Annotated in this window: 21 protein-coding genes; 20 read left to right on the plus strand and 1 reads right to left on the minus strand. The window is 36.8% G+C overall.

The features are described from left to right. Positions 1-68 precede the first annotated feature (68 nt). The 12 genes from EUBHAL_RS06320 to EUBHAL_RS14755 all read left to right on the plus strand — a co-directional run bounded on the left by EUBHAL_RS06320 (position 69) and on the right by EUBHAL_RS14755 (position 11,423). The gene (locus tag EUBHAL_RS06320) at positions 69-989 is read left to right on the plus strand and encodes a glycosyltransferase family 2 protein (RefSeq protein ID WP_005346649.1); all 921 of its coding nucleotides are present in this window, start codon (positions 69-71) and stop codon (positions 987-989) included. After that, on the plus strand, positions 889-1,122 hold the full coding sequence (locus EUBHAL_RS17210; RefSeq protein WP_353963098.1) for a DUF6783 domain-containing protein: 234 nt from the start codon (positions 889-891) through the stop codon (positions 1,120-1,122). Before EUBHAL_RS06320 ends, EUBHAL_RS17210 begins: the two co-directional genes overlap by 101 nt. A gap of 76 nt (positions 1,123-1,198) precedes the next feature. Next, positions 1,199-2,326: an LCP family protein gene (locus tag EUBHAL_RS06325; RefSeq protein WP_005346652.1), complete on the plus strand. Its 1,128-nt coding sequence runs from the start codon at positions 1,199-1,201 to the stop codon at positions 2,324-2,326. A 24-nt stretch (positions 2,327-2,350) separates the two neighbouring features. Further along, positions 2,351-2,842, plus strand: a complete 492-nt coding sequence (ilvN, locus tag EUBHAL_RS06330) for an acetolactate synthase small subunit (protein WP_022170464.1) — start codon at positions 2,351-2,353, stop codon at positions 2,840-2,842. A gap of 306 nt (positions 2,843-3,148) precedes the next feature. Next, complete coding sequence (gene ilvC / locus EUBHAL_RS06335; RefSeq protein ID WP_005346657.1) at positions 3,149-4,168, plus strand: ketol-acid reductoisomerase; 1,020 nt, start codon at positions 3,149-3,151, stop codon at positions 4,166-4,168. 311 nt (positions 4,169-4,479) lie between these two features. Then, positions 4,480-5,541 carry an FUSC family protein gene (locus EUBHAL_RS06340; RefSeq protein ID WP_005346658.1) on the plus strand — a complete coding sequence of 354 codons (1,062 nt, stop codon included), beginning with the start codon at positions 4,480-4,482 and terminating at the stop codon, positions 5,539-5,541. A gap of 143 nt (positions 5,542-5,684) precedes the next feature. Further along, positions 5,685-6,137 carry a low molecular weight protein-tyrosine-phosphatase gene (locus EUBHAL_RS06345; RefSeq protein ID WP_022170463.1) on the plus strand — a complete coding sequence of 151 codons (453 nt, stop codon included), beginning with the start codon at positions 5,685-5,687 and terminating at the stop codon, positions 6,135-6,137. Between the two features lie 23 nt (positions 6,138-6,160). Further along, positions 6,161-7,204: an FHA domain-containing protein gene (locus EUBHAL_RS06350; protein WP_005346664.1), complete on the plus strand. Its 1,044-nt coding sequence runs from the start codon at positions 6,161-6,163 to the stop codon at positions 7,202-7,204. Positions 7,205-7,651: 447 nt separating this feature from the next. After that, entirely contained in the window at positions 7,652-8,746 is a 1,095-nt protein-coding gene (locus EUBHAL_RS16150; protein WP_005346667.1) for a YARHG domain-containing protein, read from the plus strand. 67 nt (positions 8,747-8,813) lie between these two features. Further along, on the plus strand, positions 8,814-9,791 hold the full coding sequence (locus EUBHAL_RS06360) for a WG repeat-containing protein (RefSeq protein WP_005346669.1): 978 nt from the start codon (positions 8,814-8,816) through the stop codon (positions 9,789-9,791). Further along, complete coding sequence (locus tag EUBHAL_RS06365; RefSeq protein WP_005346670.1) at positions 9,784-10,263, plus strand: hypothetical protein; 480 nt, start codon at positions 9,784-9,786, stop codon at positions 10,261-10,263. The genes EUBHAL_RS06360 and EUBHAL_RS06365 overlap by 8 nt, the downstream gene beginning before the upstream one ends. Positions 10,264-10,265: 2 nt before the next feature. After that, on the plus strand, positions 10,266-11,423 hold the full coding sequence (locus EUBHAL_RS14755; RefSeq protein WP_005346672.1) for an N-acetylmuramoyl-L-alanine amidase: 1,158 nt from the start codon (positions 10,266-10,268) through the stop codon (positions 11,421-11,423). A gap of 80 nt (positions 11,424-11,503) precedes the next feature. Here EUBHAL_RS14755 and EUBHAL_RS06375 read toward each other — a convergent pair whose 3' ends face one another. Further along, positions 11,504-12,352, minus strand: a complete 849-nt coding sequence (locus EUBHAL_RS06375) for a MurR/RpiR family transcriptional regulator (RefSeq protein WP_005346674.1) — start codon at positions 12,350-12,352, stop codon at positions 11,504-11,506. 484 nt (positions 12,353-12,836) lie between these two features. On the opposite strand from EUBHAL_RS06375, the gene EUBHAL_RS06380 reads away from it, so the two are divergent. The 8 genes from EUBHAL_RS06380 (at position 12,837) to EUBHAL_RS06415 (ending at position 20,643) form a co-directional block, all read left to right on the plus strand. After that, the gene (locus tag EUBHAL_RS06380) at positions 12,837-13,298 is read left to right on the plus strand and encodes a PTS sugar transporter subunit IIA (RefSeq protein WP_005346675.1); all 462 of its coding nucleotides are present in this window, start codon (positions 12,837-12,839) and stop codon (positions 13,296-13,298) included. A 90-nt stretch (positions 13,299-13,388) separates the two neighbouring features. Further along, the gene (gene rpiA, locus EUBHAL_RS06385; RefSeq protein ID WP_044922224.1) at positions 13,389-14,066 is read left to right on the plus strand and encodes a ribose 5-phosphate isomerase A; all 678 of its coding nucleotides are present in this window, start codon (positions 13,389-13,391) and stop codon (positions 14,064-14,066) included. A gap of 200 nt (positions 14,067-14,266) precedes the next feature. Next, complete coding sequence (locus tag EUBHAL_RS06390; protein WP_005346682.1) at positions 14,267-15,238, plus strand: Gfo/Idh/MocA family protein; 972 nt, start codon at positions 14,267-14,269, stop codon at positions 15,236-15,238. 208 nt (positions 15,239-15,446) lie between these two features. Continuing rightward, positions 15,447-15,662: an HAD hydrolase family protein gene (locus EUBHAL_RS16155; protein ID WP_005346686.1), complete on the plus strand. Its 216-nt coding sequence runs from the start codon at positions 15,447-15,449 to the stop codon at positions 15,660-15,662. 335 nt (positions 15,663-15,997) lie between these two features. Continuing rightward, on the plus strand, positions 15,998-17,365 hold the full coding sequence (locus EUBHAL_RS06400) for an MATE family efflux transporter (RefSeq protein WP_005346691.1): 1,368 nt from the start codon (positions 15,998-16,000) through the stop codon (positions 17,363-17,365). Between the two features lie 281 nt (positions 17,366-17,646). Continuing rightward, a complete protein-coding gene (eno, locus tag EUBHAL_RS06405; RefSeq protein WP_005346694.1) occupies positions 17,647-18,942 on the plus strand; it encodes a phosphopyruvate hydratase in 1,296 nt (431 codons plus the stop codon). A gap of 300 nt (positions 18,943-19,242) precedes the next feature. Next, positions 19,243-19,713: an LURP-one-related/scramblase family protein gene (locus tag EUBHAL_RS06410; protein ID WP_005346698.1), complete on the plus strand. Its 471-nt coding sequence runs from the start codon at positions 19,243-19,245 to the stop codon at positions 19,711-19,713. A 138-nt stretch (positions 19,714-19,851) separates the two neighbouring features. Next, the gene (locus tag EUBHAL_RS06415; RefSeq protein ID WP_044922226.1) at positions 19,852-20,643 is read left to right on the plus strand and encodes an SDR family NAD(P)-dependent oxidoreductase; all 792 of its coding nucleotides are present in this window, start codon (positions 19,852-19,854) and stop codon (positions 20,641-20,643) included. Positions 20,644-20,720: the final 77 nt, after the last annotated feature.

The following is a 20,720-nucleotide window of genomic DNA, read 5'->3' on the forward strand; positions in this document are numbered from 1 at the left end:
CCCGGTTTTCATGTAAAATCAGTACAAAAAGATTCTACGAGTATATAAAATTAAAAAGGGAGATAAGAATGAGCGAGACACGAAAAATTGATGTCATTATTCCGACATATCATCCAGATGAAAAGTTAGAAAAATGTCTTCGTATGCTAAAAAGACAGACAGTACAGCCACAGAGGATTCTTTTAATTAATACGGAAGAAGAATTTTTTCATAGCAAGGTGTTTTCTACGTTAAAACAGGGGGAGATTATCCATATCACCAAGCCGGAATTTGATCACGGTGGTACCAGAAACCAGGCAGCAGCAATGTGTGATGGTGAGATTATGATTCTTTTGACACAGGATGCCATTCCTGCGGATGAACATTTAATTGAGAATTTAATTAAGCCATTTGAAGATGAAGAAGTCTGTGCGGCATATGGCAGACAAATGGCAGATAAAAAGGATAATCCAGTTGAGGCGTACACAAGAATTTTTAATTATCCAAAAGAAAGCAGGATTAAGAGTAAAGAAGATTTGCCGAAGCTTGGAATTAAGACATTTTTCTGTTCTAATGTCTGTGCGGCATACCGCAAGTCAGAATATAATGCGCTTGGAGGATTCCCTCTGCATACGATATTTAATGAGGATATGATTTTTGCTTCTCATCTTATTGAAGCAGGAAAGAAGATTGCCTATGCGGCAGATGCAAAAGTATGGCACTGGCATAATTATACCGCGAAGGATCAGTTAAAGAGAAATTTTGATCTTGCGGTATCCCAGGTAGATGCCGGCGGGCTTTTTACTCAGGTGAAGTCTGAATCTGAAGGAATCCGTCTGGTTAAGATGACGTTAAAACACTTTATTAAAAAGGGACAATTTTATTATATTCCAAAGATCATTACACAAAATGGTGCAAAGTATATTGGATATCGTCTTGGAAAAAACTATAAAAAACTTCCGAAAAAGTGGATTCTTAAGATTTCTCTTAACCCGTGGTATTGGAAATAAAAATTGGGGAATGCAGATTGCAGGAATGATTTTTCAAACACGCTTTAGCATAGCAAGATATCATATTTGCAAAAAGAAGGTATTACAGACATCATTTTGCAAAAGAATTCGAAATAGTTTAAATAAACTTTAAGAAATTTTGACTTGCAATAGAGGAAAAATTAGTATAATGTATAAAAAGAGTTTTTTTGTACAGGAGGTTTTAAAGTTTGAAAGAGACAGATAAAAACAAAAATATAGACAAAAAAGAAGCCAAAAAAGCGAAAAAGGCCCGCAAACGTGGAAGAGCAGGCCGGAGAATTGCGCAGGTGCTTATGTGCTTTCTTCTTACAGTAGCTTTTGTTGCTTCAGCAGCTGGAGGAGCGGTGGCAGCCTATTATAAAGCAGCAACGAATACGATTACGACAGATACAAAGACAGCATTGAAGAACGCGGATGTCGTAGATGCAGATCTTGAGTATGATCAGGATGTAGTCAATATTTTACTGATTGGCTGTGACAAGCGTTCCGATGAGACAGAAGCCGGACGTTCGGATTCGACTATGATCGCAACGATAGATTTGAAGAATGGTAAGTTAAAGCTTACGTCTCTTATGAGAGATATGTATATTGATATTCCAGGATATGGATACCATAAGTTTAATGCAGCTTATTCTTACGGTGGTGTACAGCTTGAGTATGAGACTATTGCAGAAACATTTGGCATTAAGCTTGATGGCTATGTGGAAGTAGACATGGAAGCCTTCCGTGAGGTAGTTGACTTGATCGGCGGTGTTCCAATGGATCTCACTGAGGCAGAAGCTTATTTCTTGAAGACTGCTTATGTAAATTCAAAACATGGAGAAAAGAATGTAAAGGCAGGGGAGAATATGCTTACACCATATCAGGCATTGGCATACTGCCGAATCCGTCAGGATATTACTGGAGAGTTTGGACGAACAGATCGTCAGCGTAAGATTCTTATTTCTGTATTTAATGAATTAAAGAGCGAAGATGTTATGACAATTACAAATATCTGCATGAAAGCATTAAAATATGTTACAACAGACCTTACGGAAAAGCAGATAAGAAGTCTTTTAACTTCAGTGATCACAATGGGAGCGACCGAAGTAGAACAGTTCCGTATTCCATATGAAGGCTCTTATACAGAAGGACGTCTTAGTGGCAATGGAGCATGGGTAATGCAGGTAGACTACGAAGCAAATAAAAAGGCGTTACAGTACTTTGTTTTTGGTATTGGAGAAGATCCGGGAATCAATGATTCTTATGGAGTTGGTAACGATAAATTTATAAAAGGATACTATCCGGAGAAGACGGAGGGTATCTCTACATATTAATTTATGTTAGTGGAGGAAAGTATTATGAGACAGATTGTTTTATCTCTTTTAGTAGATAATAACCCGGGAGTGTTAGCAAGAGTTGCTGCTCTGTTCAGCCGTCGTGGATATAATATCGACAGCATTACGGCGGGAATCACGAACGATCCGAAGTATACCCGTATTACAGTAGCAGTAAGTGGGGATAACCAGATTCTTGAGCAGATTCGTAATCAGATTGCCAAGCTGGTTGAAGTTCGTAAAATCGTAGAACTTGAGAACAGCCATTCTGTATGTCGCGAGCTTGTCCTTGTGAAAGTGATGGCAGATAAGAAAGAAAAACAGGAGATTATTGCGATTGCAGATATTTTCCGCGCAAAGGTTGTTGACGTAGCTGCTAACTCCCTTATGATTGAGCTTACTGGTAACCAGAACAAACTAGATGCCTTTTTAAATCTTATGGCAGACTTTGAAGTCCTTGAAATGGTTCGTACAGGAATTACTGGGCTTGGAAGAGGCGTAAGTACACTGAATTGATTTTAATATAATAATATACTGTAGTTTGAAATAAGAGCAATAACTATAATTTTTTACTATTAAAGAAAGGATATGCATTTATCCTTTCTTTTTTTACGGGAAAAAGGCGTTTTTTTAAAATAAATGCAGGAAAACCGGTAAGTTGATTCATTTTTTAAGAAAATTTTTAAAAAAATAATCAAATATCCCTTGATTTCTCCTATAAAGAGGAGTATTATAACGATTGAAATTCTTATCAGAAGAGATAAAATCAATTTTGATAATTGAATACATTTATTTTTATAATTTTTACAGGAGGAAACAAAAATGGCAGCAAAAATTTTTTATCAGGAAGATTGTGATTTATCTTTATTGGATGGAAAAAAAATTGCGATTATCGGATACGGTAGCCAGGGACATGCTCATGCATTAAACTTAAAAGAATCTGGCTGTGATGTTATCGTTGGTCTTTATGAGGGAAGTAAATCCTGGGCTAAAGCTGAAAAGCAGGGATTAAAAGTTTATACAGCAGCAGAGGCTGCAAAACAGGCTGACATCATCATGATCTTAATCAACGATGAGAAACAGGCAAAACTTTACAAAGAAAGTATTGAGCCAAACCTTGAAGAAGGTAATATGTTAATGTTCGCTCATGGTTTCAACATTCACTTCGGATGTATCGTACCACCTGCAAACGTTGATGTAACAATGATCGCTCCTAAGGCTCCAGGTCATACAGTACGTTCTGAGTACTTAGCAGGAAAAGGAACACCTTGTCTAGTTGCTGTAGAGCAGGATTACACAGGAAAAGCTCAGGAACTTGCATTAGCTTATGGTGCTGGTATCGGTGGAGCAAGAGCAGGTCTTCTTGAAACAACATTCAGAACAGAGACAGAAACTGACTTATTTGGTGAGCAGGCAGTACTTTGTGGTGGTGTTTGTGCTCTTATGCAGGCTGGTTTCGAAACACTTTGCGAAGCTGGTTATGACCCACGTAACGCATACTTCGAATGTATCCATGAGATGAAGTTAATCGTAGATTTAATCTACCAGTCAGGTTTCGCTGGAATGAGATATTCTATCTCTAATACAGCTGAATACGGTGACTACATCACAGGTCCTAAGATCGTAACAGCTGAGACAAAGAAAGCAATGAAACAGATTCTTTCTGATATTCAGGATGGTACATTCGCAAAAGACTTCTTACTTGATATGTCTGATGCTGGATCTCAGGTACACTTCAAAGCTATGAGAAAACTTGCTTCTGAGCATCCATCAGAAAAAGTTGGTGCAGATATCCGTAAGCTGTACAGCTGGAGTGATGAAGACCAGTTAATCAACAACTAATTTTTGAACATATTTTAAAAGCCCTAAAGCCGCTTAAATAGTGGCTCTAGGGCTTTTTTCTTTTTCTGAGAAGTACTAAAAAGATACTAGGACTACCTACTACCTACGAATAGAATTGTATAATTATGTAAATTTATTTAGTTCAATTTAGCTATATTTATAACCCAATTCAGACAAAGATATGAGAATTTATGATGGTTATGCCAAAATTCTTTGATTTAATATGCTTGACAATTAGAGTAGCTTGAGGTATATTGTATTCCACTTTGACGATAAATTCATTTTATGAAAAGAGAAAAGGTGGGAAATTTATGACATTTTATCAAGAGCTGCAACTTAGCTCAACTGGTTCAAAAGAATTGATCAAAAAGACAACAGACCCGAAGGAAAAGAGAAGGCACATCCTAATTTATAATGTTAAGGTATACCTTGTTGTGGCTTTCTGCTTTGCTTTAGTAACGCTGTTTAGCGCAGTATTTGGTTCTGGAAACAGTGTTGCAGGAGTTGTTGTTCTCTTAGCATTGCTTGTATTAAGACAGGCGGATTTCGGAATTAAAACAACACATGGTCTTTTGTGTATTGCAGGAATTTTCGGGATTCTTATCATAGGGCCGAGATTTACAAACACTTTAGCCCCGATACCTGCATTTTTTGTAAATCTTGTTTGTATTATGTTACTGATGATTTTAGGCTGCCATAATGTGATCATGTCTAATCATTCAACATTTGTATTAGGATATTTATTATTACAGGGATATGATGTTACTGGAGAAGAGTATAGTATGCGAGTAATAAGTTTACTCATTGGAATGGCTATCTGCATGGCAGTATTTTATAAGAATCAGAGGAATCGGCCATATCGCCGGACATTTCTTGATTTGTTCAGAGAATTTAATCTTCATTCTGCAAGAAACTGGTGGTATATTCGACTGACAGTAATGGTTTCTACCGCATTACTCATTATGTCTTTATTAGGATTACCAAGAGCGATGTGGGCAGGAATTGCCTGTATGTCTGTATGTCTGCCATTTTCCAGTGATTTAGTTGCAAGGGCTAAATTAAGAGGGCCTTATAATATCTTAGGTTCCCTCATTTTTGTGGTACTTTATATTGTTCTTCCAAAATCAATGTACCCATATATCGGAATTATTGGTGGAATTGGAGTGGGATATTCTGCAGGTTACGCGTGGCAGACCGTGTTTAATACCTTTGGTGCGTTGTCCATTGCTTCTGGGTTATTTGGAATGACAGGAGCGGTTGTGCTTCGTATTGGAGCCAATGTATTTGCTTCTATTTATACGGTTCTTGTGGATAAGGTGTTAAATAAGATATTTGAATGGACAACACAGATAGCTCCGAAATATGAGTCTTAAAAAATATAATGGAAACAGAAGAAATACATTTTCATATCTAATTGAATAAATTAATCTCCATCAGAAATAGAATCTTTGAAAAAATTACAAAAACCCCAGAATTTATGGTAAAATAGATTTAAAAAGAAAGAGGGGTGGAGCATATGATTAAAGTCTTGATGATATGCCATGGCAATATCTGCAGATCACCAATGGCGGAATTTATTTTAAAGGATATGGTGAAAAAAAAGGGAATGGAGGATTCGTTCCTTATTGCTTCCTGTGCAACGAGCAGGGAGGAAATTGGTAATTCTCTGCATCCGGGTGCAAGAGCGAAGCTTGATGAGATGGGGATACCTCATAAAAAGCGTGCGGCGGTACAGCTTACCAAAGAAGATTATACTACCTATGATTATCTGTTGTGTATGGATCAGTGGAATATCAATAATGTAAAGAGGATCATTGGTCATGATCCAAAGCACAAGGTACATCTGCTATTAGAATATGCAGGGGTTAAGAGGGATATTGCAGACCCGTGGTATACTGGTAATTTTGATGTGACTTATGATGATATTGTTCAGGGATGTGAGGCATTTCTTGAGGAATTAGGTGTATAATTTGTCGATACAGGAAGGAAAATATGAAGATTATTATCAAATGTACGGACGGAATCATGACCGGCAAGGAATGGCGATTTAATGGAAGCGGACAGATTACATTAGGAAGGGAAAAGGGCAGCATGGTTACAACTGCACCCGAAGATAACAGTATTTCAAGGCATCAGTGTGTGATAGATGTCGTGCCGCCGAATGTTTATGTTTCTGATGCAGGAAGTACACATGGAACTTATGTGAATGGTCAGCTTATCGGTAAGAAAGGTCAGGGAGGACAGTGCCCGGTCAGAGATGGTGCATTTATTGGTGTAGGTTCCGGTGGAAGAACAGCAGTATTTCAGATTCGTATTATAGAAGAAGAACGTGGAACAGTTTCACCGGATTATATAGCTGACAATATGGACAACCACTACAATAGAAGTTTCAATGGACAGAATCTTGGGAACGATTTTGCTTCTTCTTTTCAGTTTGTCGTTCCAAGAATCAGGGATATATTTATTCGTCCAGTACATACTGCGATAGAATTTGGCAAGATGAATAGCGCAATACTCGGAACGACAATGATATTAATTAATATGGCTGTTTTACTTGTATTAGCGGTTATTGTTATGGCGATTGCAAAAGATAAGCTATTTGGTTTTGGTGCCTATGTGCCGTGGGGAAGAATCATCATTGGTGTAGAACTTATGGCAGCATTTAGCTATTTTGGACTTGCAGCTTTAATGCTTCTTTCTGCAAGAGTATTTTTCAGAGCGGAGATAACATATGCACAGCTTTTGTCATTCTATGGAGTACAGGCTATATGGAGCACAGCGTATCTTCTTGTAGAGAGTTTCCTACTTATGATTGGAACAGAGGGAAGCATCATGTTATGTCTGTTTGTTTTTTGGATAAGTATTCTCCATACATTTTTAATTGGTATTTTCAGTTATGGAGAAGTTGTGCATTTGTCACCCGATAAGAAAATGTATTCTTATTTTGTGTTTGTGATTTTATACATTATTACATATGCAATTATTCTTGCAATTTTGGGAGGCGGAGTAAGGGATAGTCTTTTTGGACTTATCTAATTATTCATCATATTGGTAGGATTGCCTTTTTAAATGTAATTCAACAAGGCAATATGATTAAAATTTTCTACCCTCATAGATGTATATTCCGTTTGGGGGATAGGAAGTCTAACTAAATAAAAAAGAAAACTCTACCATACGATATATTAGAGTAAGGAAAGGTTATATAGCAGCATATTTCCTCACAAATAATAGTAGTCGTTGGTAGAGTTTTTTTATTTTAAGAGGCAAAAAGGGTCAAGTTATGAAACGGTATGGCATTGTATGTAAAAATAGAAGTATGAAAAGCACGCATTTAAGCCCTTTTTGCAATGTACGAAAATCTTTTCAATTTTATTAATAAAAATTGTTTGGTTTTTTTCAGACTATTGCAAAAATTACTATAAAATGGTATTTTTATAGTAACAATTTTAGCGAATAAAAAGAAAATTAAAAAGGAGAGAAAGTATGGGATACAGAGAAAGAAATAACAGCCAAAATGGTGGGTGGAACACAGGAAATAACCTGCAGTCAGGCTGGAATGCCAGGAATTCTTCACAAAATAGCTGGAACCCTAATAACTCGCAGTCGGGTTGGAATCCGGGAAATAGTCAGCAGCCAGGTTGGAATCCAGATAATTCCCAGCAAAACTGGAACAATATGAATCCAAACAGTCAGTGGAATCCTAATATGGGCGGAGGCTATCAGGGGGATCCGGGAAGGAAAAATCGTGGGGGACTGACAAAAGAAGTAATTATTGCCCTTCTTATCGCAGTAGCAGCCATTGTGTTTGTTGTTATTTTATTTGTGGTTAGTGGAAAAAAGAGTAGCTCTCAAAAGGACAATAACAGCACGAAAAGTTCCACCCAGGCAGTAGCAGAAGCAACAACGCAGGCAGCGACAGAGGAGACACAGGCTACAACAGCCGCAACAACACAGGCAACTGTAGCAACAACAGCTGCAACACAAAGTCAGAACACGACAACAGCCGCAATGGACAATACGTTTATTTTCTCAGATAGTAATTCCAGGAAACTTACAAAAGAAGAAGTACTTAGATTAAGTGCATGGGATACAAAGCTTGCGAAGAATGAGATTTATGCCCGCCATAATAGAAAGTTTGATAATCAGAAAATCCAGGCATATTTTGATTCGCAGCAGTGGTATCATGGAACCGTCGCACCATCCGATTTTGATGAGGATGTTTTTAATGAGTATGAGAAGGCCAATGTAGAGCTCTTAAAGAAAGCAGAAGATGGAACACTGACAGCAAGTACATCCTCAGGAACATCCAGTACAGATGATGGGTATATTATTTCAGATAGCAGTATCAGGGAACTTACAGATTCTGATCTTAGCGGACTATCTAAAGGTAAGTTAAGGATAGCAAGGAATGAGATTTATGCCCGTCATCACAGAAAGTTTGACAGTGCAGATCTCCAAATCTATTTTGATAAAAAAAGCTGGTATTCAGGAACAATTGAGCCATCTGATTTTGATGAAAAGAATGAGCTTAGCCAGATAGAAAAGAAAAATATCGACTTGATAAAAAAATATGAATAAAAATATTTGAAATAATCTTTAATTATTTTAAAATAGAAACAAAGTAACAGACACGAGGGGAAAAAATATGAGAAAAAGATTTAGTTTATGTAAGAAAGTGGGAGTATTTCTTCTTACAGCAGTGATGTGTACAAGCCAGCTCAATGTTCAGGCAGAGAAAAAGTATGATTTTGAGACAGAATATCAGGTGGTTGCCGGAGCAAACGGATATTTTATCGCGAAAAATCAAAAAGGAGAGTACGGTCTGCTTGATCGTGAAGGGGAAAAAGCGGTTGGTTTTGACTACAGTGAGATGGAGTTTCCGAAAGATACCATGCAGTATCAGTACATAAAGGTAAAGCAAAACAAAAACTGGGGAATTGTAGATTATGATGAGAATCCATTAGTTCCTTTAAATTTTGAAAAAGTATCCGAATACAGTAATGGAAATACCATTGCAGCCGGATATAACGGAAATACAACATATCTCTATGATTTAAAGGGAAAGGAACAAAAGAAACAGCTTACAGGTTCTGGAAGTTATTCTGTTATTTCAGATACTGTTTTCTGGGGGAAAGAAGACATTCGTAATGAGAAGGATAATACCTTAGTAAAGTTAGAAGAAAACAGTCTTTTAGATAAGAAGAAAAATAGTCTTGCCGTAAAGGTTGGAGATACCCACTATGCAGTACAAAAGTATACAACGCAGCTGACAGGTAATTTAGAGACAGACCAGAATATTGAAGTGTATGAAAAAGATGAAAAGACACAGGATATTCTTCCAGAGGAAGAATGGGTAAAGGATAAAGACAGTACAGTAAAGGGAAGTCTTAAACTGATTAAAGCAGTATCCGATAAAAATATCATAGCAGATATGCAGATGGATGATGGATTCAAAGTTATTTATAACATTGAAGATGGACAGAGCACATCAAAATATAAAAGCATTGGCGAGTTCAGGGATGGAAAAGCCTTTGCGGTAGATATGGATAACAACATTAAGATTATAGACACATCAGGAAAGGCTATCAATAAAAACGATATCGAGGTTGCAGACTGTGGATGATTTTTACAGATATTATGCACCAGATTTTAATTTTTTATATCCTAAATCTGTTTTTGCTTATTCCGAGGCTGATGATGAGACAAACAGTTATTATTTATCTTCTGCGGATGGATCAATGACATTAGAATTTTATGAAGAAGATACTTCAGGTTCAGCAAAAGAAAATGTAAAGAAATTTTATAACAAAACACAAAATGAGGTTCATGCTATAAAATATGATCCTAAATGGGAAGATCATCAAGTAATAGCAGGACAATATGTGGCTAATACAAACGAGGCATTTTATTATTTTATAAGAAATGAGAACGCTAAAAATTATATTTTTAAGTTTCATTATGTAGATCCCGATCTTAATAACGATTATAATCAGGAAGACTATATTATGGAAACCATATATCGAGGCTGTTCTTTTAGTAAAGCTAGTAAGCCAAGAAGTTTCAGAAATTTTGAAGACGAAGGAAAGAAGCAATAATTATGATGAAAACGATAATAAAAACGAACTATTTTTCTAGAGTTTTTTTATACGGCTTGATTTTTTCTTTGTGTATTTTCCCACTTTCTGTAAAGGCAAGGCAGACATCTCCCAAAAAAGATTTATGCATCGTCATTGATCCCGGACACGGAGGCATCCAGTCCGGGACACAGAGAGGGACGGTAGAAGAAAAGACTTTGAATTTAAAAATCGCGCAGTATTTAAAAGAGGCATTAGAAAAGTATAAAGGGGTTACCGTATCTTTAACAAGAGATGGTGACTATGATGTGAGTCTTACTGACCGCACGCAATATAGCGTAGATAAGAATGCAGATCTTATGGTGAGTATTCATAATAATGCAACAGGAGACTGTGCAGCTTATGATAACGGTTGTACAGTTCTTGCGGCAAAAGATGGCTATAAGCAGGAACTTGCAGATGAGGAACAAAAACTTGCCTGCAATATTTTAAATGAACTATCAGCACTTGGAATAGAGAACCAGGGAATTTTACTCCGGGATTCCGAGGCCAATGAAAAATATGAGAATGGAGAACTGGCAGATTATTATGCAATCATCCGCGGAGGTGTATTAAAAGATATTCCTACTGTTTTGGTGGAGCACGCTTTTGTAGATGATGATTCAGATTTTGAAAACTATTTAAGCAGTGATGCAAAGTTAAAAGCACTGGCAGAAGCAGACGCAAAAGGGATTGCAAGATATTATCAGCTGACCACAGAAGATGGGAAGAAAGCAGAAAGTCCATTAGAAAATTATAAAGAAAAGATTGTTCATATCATAGATGGCAACTGTAAACATAATAAAATCAGTTACAAAACATATTATTCATCTTCAAAAAAAGAAACCGAAGAGAAATCCGCTAATACGGATACTACAACTGCAAAGGCCGAAAAACAGGAGCAGACTACGGAAAAGTCTGCTCCAGAGGCGAAAACGGATGTTATCTCTGAGTCAGAAAGTCAGGAAAAAAGTTCAGAAGAATTCTCAAATACAGTCGAAAACACTTCCTCTAAATCTGTAACAAAACCTAAAAAAAGAGAAAGTGTTCAGACAGATTCTATGATACTCTTTGTTCTAATAGCAGCGCTTCTAATAGCACTGATTTTACTAGGAACTTTACTAAAAAAGAGAAAGAAGTAGTACAGCAATGGGAAAATAAAAAAAAGAATACCGATGCGTTCTTGAGCTTGCACATAAGGACACAAATATGGTCTATTTATTTATAATTTCGTAAACGCAATAGCCTGTTCATGCCGTACCACACTTTTATAAGCATCCTTTCTCATCGAAGTTAGGAAAAGATATAAAATCTCTATTACAGTCGTTGCAGATACCCGTGAAAAACAATAGCCATCAAGAAATAACTTTTCACGGGTTGCCGTTGTAATGTGATAATCACTAAGCTGTGCAGCACTCGATTTCTCGCTATTTGTTATAGAAATGGTAGTAGCACCGGCACTTCTGGCGGCCTCTAATGCACGAAGAACGGCGGTGGATTCACCAGAGTTTGAAATAGCAATAACAACATCATCTGCCATCATATTATAAGTATAACCAATCTGTGTCTCCCAGATTGTGCCGGACACAGCAGGAATCCCAATCTGATTTAACTTAAAAGCCCCGTCAATCGCAACGGGAATAGTATTACCAACTGCAAAAAATTGTACCGTCTTTGCAGTATTTAACTTGTCTAAAATTTCATGAAGTTGTTTGGTATCCATCATAGAAACTGTTTGTGTGATTTCCGTCACTTTATTGGCTAAAATATTTTTCAAAGACTGACCGATATCATTGACAGAAATACGGTTGGATACTTCTTCTTCCTCTTTTCCCCTTTCGGAAATCTCTTTTGCAAGAGTAATTTTAAGGTGATGAAAACCTTTCATATCTATTTTTTTACAAAAGCGGGAAACCGAAGCATCACTGACACCACATGCCTGTGCTAATTCTCCAACGGTCATGTCAACGACTTTAGCGGTATGTTGTATGATGTAAGTACCTATTTTTCTTTCTGATTCAAAAAAAGTGTCTAAAGAGGCACAGATTGTATCTAAAACTGATTTTTCCATTGATTTTGCTCCTAATTATATAATTTACACTTAACTATATCACAAAATGGATTCAATTACTATTTAATTCATTAAGAGACAGACGCCCGGGAAGAGAACCGATACCCTATATTTGTGACTTTAGTCGCGGCGGTTTAAATGCTCGCTTTATACGCTCGCATCTAAACCTTGCTCCGAGGCCACAAATATAGGGTAACGGTTCTCTTCCTGGGCTGTATTTGGCTGGATTTTGATTGAATTAAATAATGGTTGTGGGGATTTGGGGGAGAAGGCAGAAGTGGGCAATGGCTTCGTCTGTAGTTTGCTTAATGAATTGAATAGTAATAAAATAATTTTCTTGAAAAATATATTGACGAAAATTAAATATCGTGATATAGTACAATTACGAAATTGATTTTCACAAAATAAAATAAATAAGAAAATATATTTCTTTACGTTTTGTGAAAGACTAGCAGAAAGATTCAAGATTAAAGGGGAGAATGTTATGAGGATCACTGAGTTACTACGAAAAAGCAGTATTGCACTGCAAGTCGATGTGCAGTCAAAAGAGGAGATAATTGATTATCTTGTAGATTTAATCAGTCAGTCAGGAATTATTCCAGATAAGGAAGAGTACAAGCAGGGTATTTTATTAAGAGAGAGTCTTGGAACAACGGCAATCGGAGATGAGATTGCGATTCCACATGCACAGTTGGATTCGATAATGGCACCGGGGATTGCAGCGATTACTGTAAAGAATGGTGTGAATTATGATGCGCCAGATGGACAGGATGTAAAGCTTTGTTTTATTATTACCGCTCCAAAGACATTTTATTGGAGCGTTAGTTGGCTGTCTGGTACTTTCTTTCTTAAAGAAACCTTTACCAGAAAATGTAGAAGAAAAAAAGAGAAGGCATTAAAAGATATAATATATAGAAAACTATTTTTGAAAATTTATTCTATATAATATGAAGAGTTACGATTTATGGATAAAGAATAAATGAGAAAATAAATAAAACATGCTTTAAAACAGGTGACAGAAAAAGGAGACAGAATAATGAACATGAAACAATTATGTGCCAAAGAAGCACTAAAATATATAAAAGACGGCATGTGTATCGGACTTGGCGGTGGTTCTACCATAGGATATTTAGCAGAGTATCTTGCCAAAGAGGAGAGAAAAATAACGGTAGTAACTCCATCTGATGATACAGCAGAACTTTGTAAAAACTTAGGACTTATGGTATTATCACTGGAAATGACAGCTCATATCAACATTGCTTTCGATGGTTGTGATGAGCTTGATAAAGAGTTAAATGCGCTGAAAGCGAATGGCGCGATTCATACAAAGGAAAAAATTATTGCATCCATGGCAGAAAAATATGTTTTGTTAATTGATGAATCTAAGTTTTATGATACATTACCGTTAAAAGATTCTGTGACATTAGAAGTGATTCCACAGAGCAGAAACTATGTGCAGGCACAGATAGAAAAGCTTGGTGGAAAGGCAGTAATGCGAAAGAGTGGTGCCAAAGCGGGTTTTGTTATTAGTGATAATGGAAATTATATAATGGATACTGATTTTTCTAATGTAGCCGCATTTGCAGGAAAACCAGAAGAACTTCATCAGAAGTTAAAGCAGCTTACTGGAGTGGTGGAGACAGCATTATTTATTGATGTGGTAGCATTTGCTCTTTGTGTGTGCGGGGATGAAGTAAAAGTCATCGAAAAATAATGAGATATTAAGAGTAGAGAGTGTTTGAAAAAGTATTTAATAATATGCATGTGTAATTTACAGAAAGTATTTTTCAAATACGCTATAATTCAGAATAACAAAAAGATAAAAACAGGAAAGAATTTATATCTAATATGGTTTAAAGCAAATGAGTTGAGTTATAAAGAATATAAATTGGCAGAAAGGAAGTTGAATATATAATGAAAAAATTAAACTGGGGAATGCTTGGAACAGGCTGGATTGCCCATGAGATGGGTGAGGCTTTAAAACGTGTCAATGGTGAGATTTATGCCTGCTGTGCGACAAGTATGGAAAGCGCAGAAAAATATGCAGAAGAATTTGATGTAAAAAATGCTTACGGCAGTGCAGATGAAATGTTCGACGATGAGAATATTGATATTGTTTATATTGCAACACCGCATAATTCCCATTATGAATTCTTAATGAAGGCATTACAGAGTGGAAAACACGTTTTTTGTGAAAAGGCAATTACAGTAAATGATACACAGCTTGAAGAAGCAGTGAAACTTGCCAAAAAAAAGAATCTTGTTATTTGTGACGGCATGACATTATATCATATGCCTGTCTTTAAAAAGATGAAAGAAATCGTGGACAGCGGAAAGCTTGGCCCTGTAAAAATGATTCAGGTAAACTTTGGAAGCTGCAAAGAATACGATGTGACAAATCGCTTTTTCTCCAAAGAATTAGCCGGTGGAGCTTTATTAGATATCGGTGTGTATGCGACGAGTTTTTCGAGATTTTTCATGAAGAGTAAACCAAATAGCATTCTCACAACGGCAAATTATTTTGAGACAGGTGTAGATGAGACTTCAGGAATCATTCTTAGAAATCCAGACGGTCAGATGGCAGTTATGGCACTTACGATGCGTGCGAAACAGCCAAAAAGGGGTGTTGTTGCCTGTGAGGACGGATTTATTGAGATTTATAATTATCCAAGAGGAGATAAGGCAACTATTGTTTATACTAATGATGGTCATACAGAGACAATTGAGGCAGGAGAGGCAGCCTATGCACTGGATTATGAAGTAGAAGATATGCAGAACTATGTCTTAAATGGCGGAAGTGAAGAATATCTGACTTACAGCCGTGATGTTATGAGTGTATTGACAGACATTAGAAAACAGTGGGGAATGATTTACCCATTTGAATAGAAAATTGAATGGGAAAAAGAACAAGGAAAGGGGTGCAGGAAAGCTTGCATCTCTTTTGGTATCGCAGTATAATGAAAAATTGTGCTGACTTGCAACTTGAAATAGATAAAAAATGTATAAAAAATAATGTTGTCATTGTATAGTATGTACGCAAATCTATTATTTACTTTGTAAAGTAGGAAGATACAGGAAAAAGAGGAGAAAAGATATGGAAAAGAAATATTTATTTTTTGATATTGATGGAACGTTGACAGACCGTGCAACGGGAGAGATTGTTCCAAGCGCAAAAGAAGTGTTACAGCGATTAGAAGAGAACGGGCATTTTGTGGCAATCGCAACTGGAAGGGCACATTACAAGGCAGAAAACTTTACATTGGCTATGGCTGGTGTCTTGTCATGGATGATACAAAAGATGTTTATATGAAAGATACTTTATTTCGAAAAATCTCGTAGGTCATCTTCGTTTTGAACCAGAATATCTGATGTTCCAGCCGGATAATAAGCGAGGCGGTATCTTAAATATGATGGAATTAAAAAGGCTTGTGAACATTTTGGATGGATTTGATAAGATAAATCAGAGGGTAAACAGGAATTTTACATAATAAATTGTAGATATACACAACCTTCACAACCCGCTTTACAGAAAGCATTTTTCAAACACGCTCTAGTTTAAATTAAGTTAGAGTAGTTTATATATAAAACCAACAATAATAAATAAAGAAAAATAATGCAAGGAAATAATAAAGGAATATCACATAAATGACAGAATTAATAAAACAAAAAAAACAGGTGCCCGAAAGGCTATATAGTAACAAAAAGTTAGCGGCACTGCTCATTCCATTGGCGTTAGACCAGCTTTTGAACTCTTTTATGGGAACGATTGATACATTAGTTGTCAGCAATCTTGGTTCCGCAGCGATTTCTGCGGTATCTCTGGTTGACTCTATTAATATATTGATTGTACAGGCGTTTTTTGCGCTCGCTTCCGGCGGAACAGTTGTCTGCTCACATTATCTTGGATGTAAAAGTAAAGATCATGCGAAGGAAGCGGCAAGGCAGCTTGTATTTGTAACTCTGATGTTATCTCTGATAATCGGAGCAATCTGTCTTGTATTTAATCAGCAGATTTTAAATCTGATTTTTGGAAAAGTAGAAAAGGATGTTATGGCAGGCGCAAAACAATATTTCTTTTACTCTGTGCTATCATATCCGTTTATCGCACTTTATAACGATGGGGCATGCATTTTGCGGGCACAGAATAATAGTAAGTTTCCGATGCAGATTTCCATTGTATCTAACTTTTTGAATGCATTTTTAGATGTAATTTTTGTGTGGGTATTTCATTGGGGCGTTGCCGGTTCCGCGATTGCGACAGCCGGTTCTCGTTTTTTTAGTATGAGTATCGTATTGTGGAAACTTAGAAACCCATCCCTGGAAATTCCATTCAGAAATTATTTTTCGATTCGTCCAAACTGGAGAGAGATTAAGAAGATTTTAAATATTGGAATTCCTTCGGGAATTGAAAACAGCATGTTTCAGTTTGGGAAGCTGGCAATTCAGTCTACCGTTTCACTGATGGGAACGGCGGCGATTGCAGCACAGGGAATGACGAATGTTATCGAGAACTTAAATGGTATTCTTGCTATAGGTATCGGTATTGGACTGATGACTGTTGTAGGAGAAACATTAGGAGCGGGAAGAAAGGAAGAAGCCGTCTATTATATAAAGAAATTTTGTATTATTGCAGAAATAACTCTGGCGGTATCCTGTCTGATTTTTTATCTTCTGGTACGGCCAATTACCTACTTTGGAGGAATGGAACCGGAAAGCGCAAAGTTATGCATCTACATGGTAACGTGGATTAGTATTGTAAAGCCGCTTATCTGGATCATGGCATTTATTCCGGCATATGGATTACGTGCGGCAGGGGATGTAAAGTTTTCTATGACAGTTTCTGTGCTATGTATGTGGTTTTGCAGAGTAAGCCTTGTTATTTTCCTTGCAAGAGCCTATCATATGGGTCCGATGGCGGTATGGATTGGTATGTTTGTGGACTGGGGTGTTCGAAATATAATCTTTACGATTCGCTTTAGAAGCCGGCAATGGCTGAATCATGAAGTAATTTGATTCACAGGCAAGGGGGAGACGCCCTCAAAAAGAGAAAACAGACCATATTTGTGGCCGAATGCGCTATTTTATAAAATTATATAAAGTGTTTTCAAACATAATTTAGTATTTTTCATGTGAGAATAATTCTCATATAAAAATGTTGACTTTTCCTAGATGGTTATGATATTCTTACGTCAGTTAGTAATCCCTAACTAAAATGTGAGATAATTCATGTGATGCTCTTTTCGTCCCATTGAGCCGGGACGAGGGAGATCCATGGGAAAGGATTGACGTAAAAGATGTTACATTTAGAAATTGAAAAAGTAGTAGGCAGAGAGATTATTGATTCCAGAGGAAATCCAACAGTTGAGGCAGAAGTATATTTAGCAGACGGGACTGTTGGGCGTGGAGCAGCCCCGAGTGGTGCTTCTACTGGAGAGTTCGAAGCATTGGAGCTTAGAGATGGAAATAAAGACAGATTTGGAGGCAAAGGAGTTTCTAAAGCTGTAGGAAATATTAATACAACAATCAATGAAGCATTAAAGGGGATTGATGCATCCGATATTTATGCAGTAGACGGTGCAATGCTTGCGGCAGATGGCACAAAAGATAAATCTAATCTTGGAGCAAATGCTATTTTAGCGGTTTCTATTGCAGCAGTTCGTGCAGCTGCCACTGCATTACAGATTCCATTATATCGTTTACTCGGCGGAGTGAATGGAAACAGACTTCCTGTACCAATGATGAATATTTTAAATGGTGGTGCTCATGCCGCAAACACTGTAGACGTACAGGAATTCATGATTATGCCGGCAGGAGCACCAAGCTTCAAAGAGGGACTTCGCTGGTGTACTGAAGTGTTCCACGCATTAGCAGCACTTTTAAAAGAAAGAGGATTAGCAACTTCTGTTGGTGATGAAGGTGGATTTGCACCAGACCTCGGAAGTGATGAAGAAGCCATCGAGTGTATTCTTGAAGCAGTAGAAAAAGCTGGTTATAAACCAGGAGAAGACTTTGTATTAGCAATGGATGCCGCTTCTAGTGAGTGGAAGAGTGCTACAAAAGGAGAATATCTCCTTCCAAAGAGCGGAAGAAAGTTTACATCTGCAGAGTTAATTGAGCATTGGAAACAGCTTTGCGAGAAATATCCAATCTATTCTATCGAAGATGGATTGGATGAAGAAGACTGGGAAGGCTGGCAGCAGCTTACAAAAGAACTTGGAGATACAGTACAGTTAGTCGGTGATGATTTATTTGTTACAAACACAGAGAGACTTTCTAAGGGAATCAAGCGTGGGTGTGGTAACTCCATTCTTATCAAGTTAAACCAAATTGGTTCCGTATCTGAGACTCTTGAAGCTATCAAGATGGCTCATAATGCAGGATATACTGCTGTAACTTCTCATCGTTCTGGTGAGACAGAAGATACAACAATCGCAGATTTGGCAGTAGCTTTAAATACCTGTCAGATTAAGACAGGTGCACCAAGCCGAAGCGAACGTGTTGCAAAATACAACCAGTTATTAAGAATCGAAGAACAGTTAGGCAATGCCGCTGTTTATCCGGGAAAGGGAGCATTTCATATTTCCCGTTAGTTAGCTTATTATTCAATTACATATGCCAAATAGATAAATAATAAGAAGTGAAAAAGCCATTTTGTCCGATAACAGAAAAACTGTTGTCCTGCAGAATGGCTTTTTTATTGTTATGTGACTTGTAATATTTATAATGAATACGGCGATATGTGAACATGAAGATAAGAGATTTATAGAATATTTTCAGAGATAAATTTTTGTAGAATAAAAATACTTTATACTACTTGTGTAGTAGGCAACAAAAAAACAACGTGATATAATAAAACAAGAATATAATAAAAGAAGCGGAGGTGCTTGTTTATGAAATTTTTAATCAAACAAAGAGTATTTTCCTGGTCAGATACCTTTGATATATACGATGAATATGAGAATAAGAAATATTTTGTACAAGCGGAATTTTTATCGTTGGGGCATCGCCTGCATGTATATGATATGAATGGACATGAGGTTGGGCTGATTAAGGAGAAGGTTCTTACCTTTTTGCCGGAGTTTGAAGTGATGATAGGCGGGCATTCCTGCGGTATTATAAAAAAGAAGTTTACCTTTTTTCACCCTCAGTATGAACTTGATTATAATGGCTGGCATGTGGAAGGAGATTTCCTTTCCTGGAATTATGATGTATATGAAGCCTGTAGTGCGGTTATACATATTACAAAGGAACCTTTACATTGGGGAGATACTTATGTGATTGATTTCCTTGATCCAAAGGATGAACTGATGGGGCTGATGCTTGTTCTTGCAATTGATGCAGCAAACTGTACGAATAATTAAAAAGGCAGAAATACATTTTTATAGGCAGGACATTATACCGATAAAGAAAAAGGAATTTCTAAAAGTAAAGTTAATATAGTAAATTTGTTTTGTGAAAAAGTATTTGAGTAAACATTGTTTAAGGGGGAAATGGATGCTATGAAAGTCAAAAGAATTGCCATTGTTACCGGAGCAACTGGCGGACTTGGACGTGAATTTGTCCGTCTTTTATTAAAAGAAAAAAATATAGACGAGATATGGGCATTAGCAAGAAATGAGAAAAAGCTTGGGCGTCTGAAAGAGAAGTTTGGTAAAAAAGTAAAAATATATTCCTTTGATTTATCGAGTGTTCGTCAGATACAATGTTTTGAAGAAGAACTAAAGCAGGAGGCGCAGCGGCGGAAATTAGAGATTTCTTATCTGATTAATAATGCAGGCTTTGCAAAATTTTGTTCTTATGGAGATTTAAGTATTGAGGAATCTTTAAATATGATTCATGTGAACATTGATGCAGTTGTGGCGATGGGACTTGTCTGCATTCCTTATATGAAAAAGGGCAGCCATCTTATTAATATTGCTTCGCAGGCATCATTTCAGCCACTTCCGTACCAGAATATCTATAGTTCAACAAAGTCCTTTGTCAGAAATTATTCTAGAGCGTTAAATGTGGAATTGAAGGAAAAGGGTATTTATGTTACTGCAGTTTGTCCTGGCTGGATAAAAACAGACCTTTATAAGAGAGCAGAAATTGGAGCAAGGAAGGCAACAACTCGCTATGTGGGTATGGTAACTCCAGATAAGGTGGCAAAAAAAGCTTTAAAAGATGCGAAAAAGGGCAAAGATATTTCTATTTACAGTCTTTTTACGAAGATATCCCATGTAGCGGCAAAGCTTCTTCCGCAGCGTATAATGATGAAAATCTGGTTAAGACAGCAGCATTTAGATAATTGAATAGAGTTGTCGATAATGTCTATTTACAAATCACCAATATCTGCTATAATGATAGGGCTTATAGTTGAGAGAGAATT

This window comes from Anaerobutyricum hallii DSM 3353, assembly GCF_000173975.1.
Lineage (GTDB): Bacteria > Bacillota > Clostridia > Lachnospirales > Lachnospiraceae > Anaerobutyricum > Anaerobutyricum hallii.

What these genes read in the sequence shown, in the direction of transcription:
- EUBHAL_RS06375 (WP_005346674.1), bottom strand. Translation starts at nt 12,352, where the DNA reads ATGGAAAAATCAGTTTTAGATACAATCTGTGCCTCTTTAGACACTTTT.
- EUBHAL_RS14755 (WP_005346672.1), top strand. Translation starts at nt 10,266, where the DNA reads ATGATGAAAACGATAATAAAAACGAACTATTTTTCTAGAGTTTTTTTA.
- EUBHAL_RS06345 (WP_022170463.1), top strand. Translation starts at nt 5,685, where the DNA reads ATGATTAAAGTCTTGATGATATGCCATGGCAATATCTGCAGATCACCA.
- EUBHAL_RS06415 (WP_044922226.1), top strand. Translation starts at nt 19,852, where the DNA reads ATGAAAGTCAAAAGAATTGCCATTGTTACCGGAGCAACTGGCGGACTT.
- EUBHAL_RS06400 (WP_005346691.1), top strand. Translation starts at nt 15,998, where the DNA reads ATGACAGAATTAATAAAACAAAAAAAACAGGTGCCCGAAAGGCTATAT.
- EUBHAL_RS06350 (WP_005346664.1), top strand. Translation starts at nt 6,161, where the DNA reads ATGAAGATTATTATCAAATGTACGGACGGAATCATGACCGGCAAGGAA.
- EUBHAL_RS06380 (WP_005346675.1), top strand. Translation starts at nt 12,837, where the DNA reads ATGAGGATCACTGAGTTACTACGAAAAAGCAGTATTGCACTGCAAGTC.
- EUBHAL_RS17210 (WP_353963098.1), top strand. Translation starts at nt 889, where the DNA reads ATGGTGCAAAGTATATTGGATATCGTCTTGGAAAAAACTATAAAAAAC.
- EUBHAL_RS06320 (WP_005346649.1), top strand. Translation starts at nt 69, where the DNA reads ATGAGCGAGACACGAAAAATTGATGTCATTATTCCGACATATCATCCA.
- EUBHAL_RS16155 (WP_005346686.1), top strand. Translation starts at nt 15,447, where the DNA reads ATGGAAAAGAAATATTTATTTTTTGATATTGATGGAACGTTGACAGAC.
- ilvC (WP_005346657.1), top strand. Translation starts at nt 3,149, where the DNA reads ATGGCAGCAAAAATTTTTTATCAGGAAGATTGTGATTTATCTTTATTG.
- EUBHAL_RS16150 (WP_005346667.1), top strand. Translation starts at nt 7,652, where the DNA reads ATGGGATACAGAGAAAGAAATAACAGCCAAAATGGTGGGTGGAACACA.
- ilvN (WP_022170464.1), top strand. Translation starts at nt 2,351, where the DNA reads ATGAGACAGATTGTTTTATCTCTTTTAGTAGATAATAACCCGGGAGTG.
- EUBHAL_RS06410 (WP_005346698.1), top strand. Translation starts at nt 19,243, where the DNA reads ATGAAATTTTTAATCAAACAAAGAGTATTTTCCTGGTCAGATACCTTT.
- EUBHAL_RS06390 (WP_005346682.1), top strand. Translation starts at nt 14,267, where the DNA reads ATGAAAAAATTAAACTGGGGAATGCTTGGAACAGGCTGGATTGCCCAT.
- rpiA (WP_044922224.1), top strand. Translation starts at nt 13,389, where the DNA reads ATGAACATGAAACAATTATGTGCCAAAGAAGCACTAAAATATATAAAA.
- EUBHAL_RS06360 (WP_005346669.1), top strand. Translation starts at nt 8,814, where the DNA reads ATGAGAAAAAGATTTAGTTTATGTAAGAAAGTGGGAGTATTTCTTCTT.
- EUBHAL_RS06340 (WP_005346658.1), top strand. Translation starts at nt 4,480, where the DNA reads ATGACATTTTATCAAGAGCTGCAACTTAGCTCAACTGGTTCAAAAGAA.
- eno (WP_005346694.1), top strand. Translation starts at nt 17,647, where the DNA reads ATGTTACATTTAGAAATTGAAAAAGTAGTAGGCAGAGAGATTATTGAT.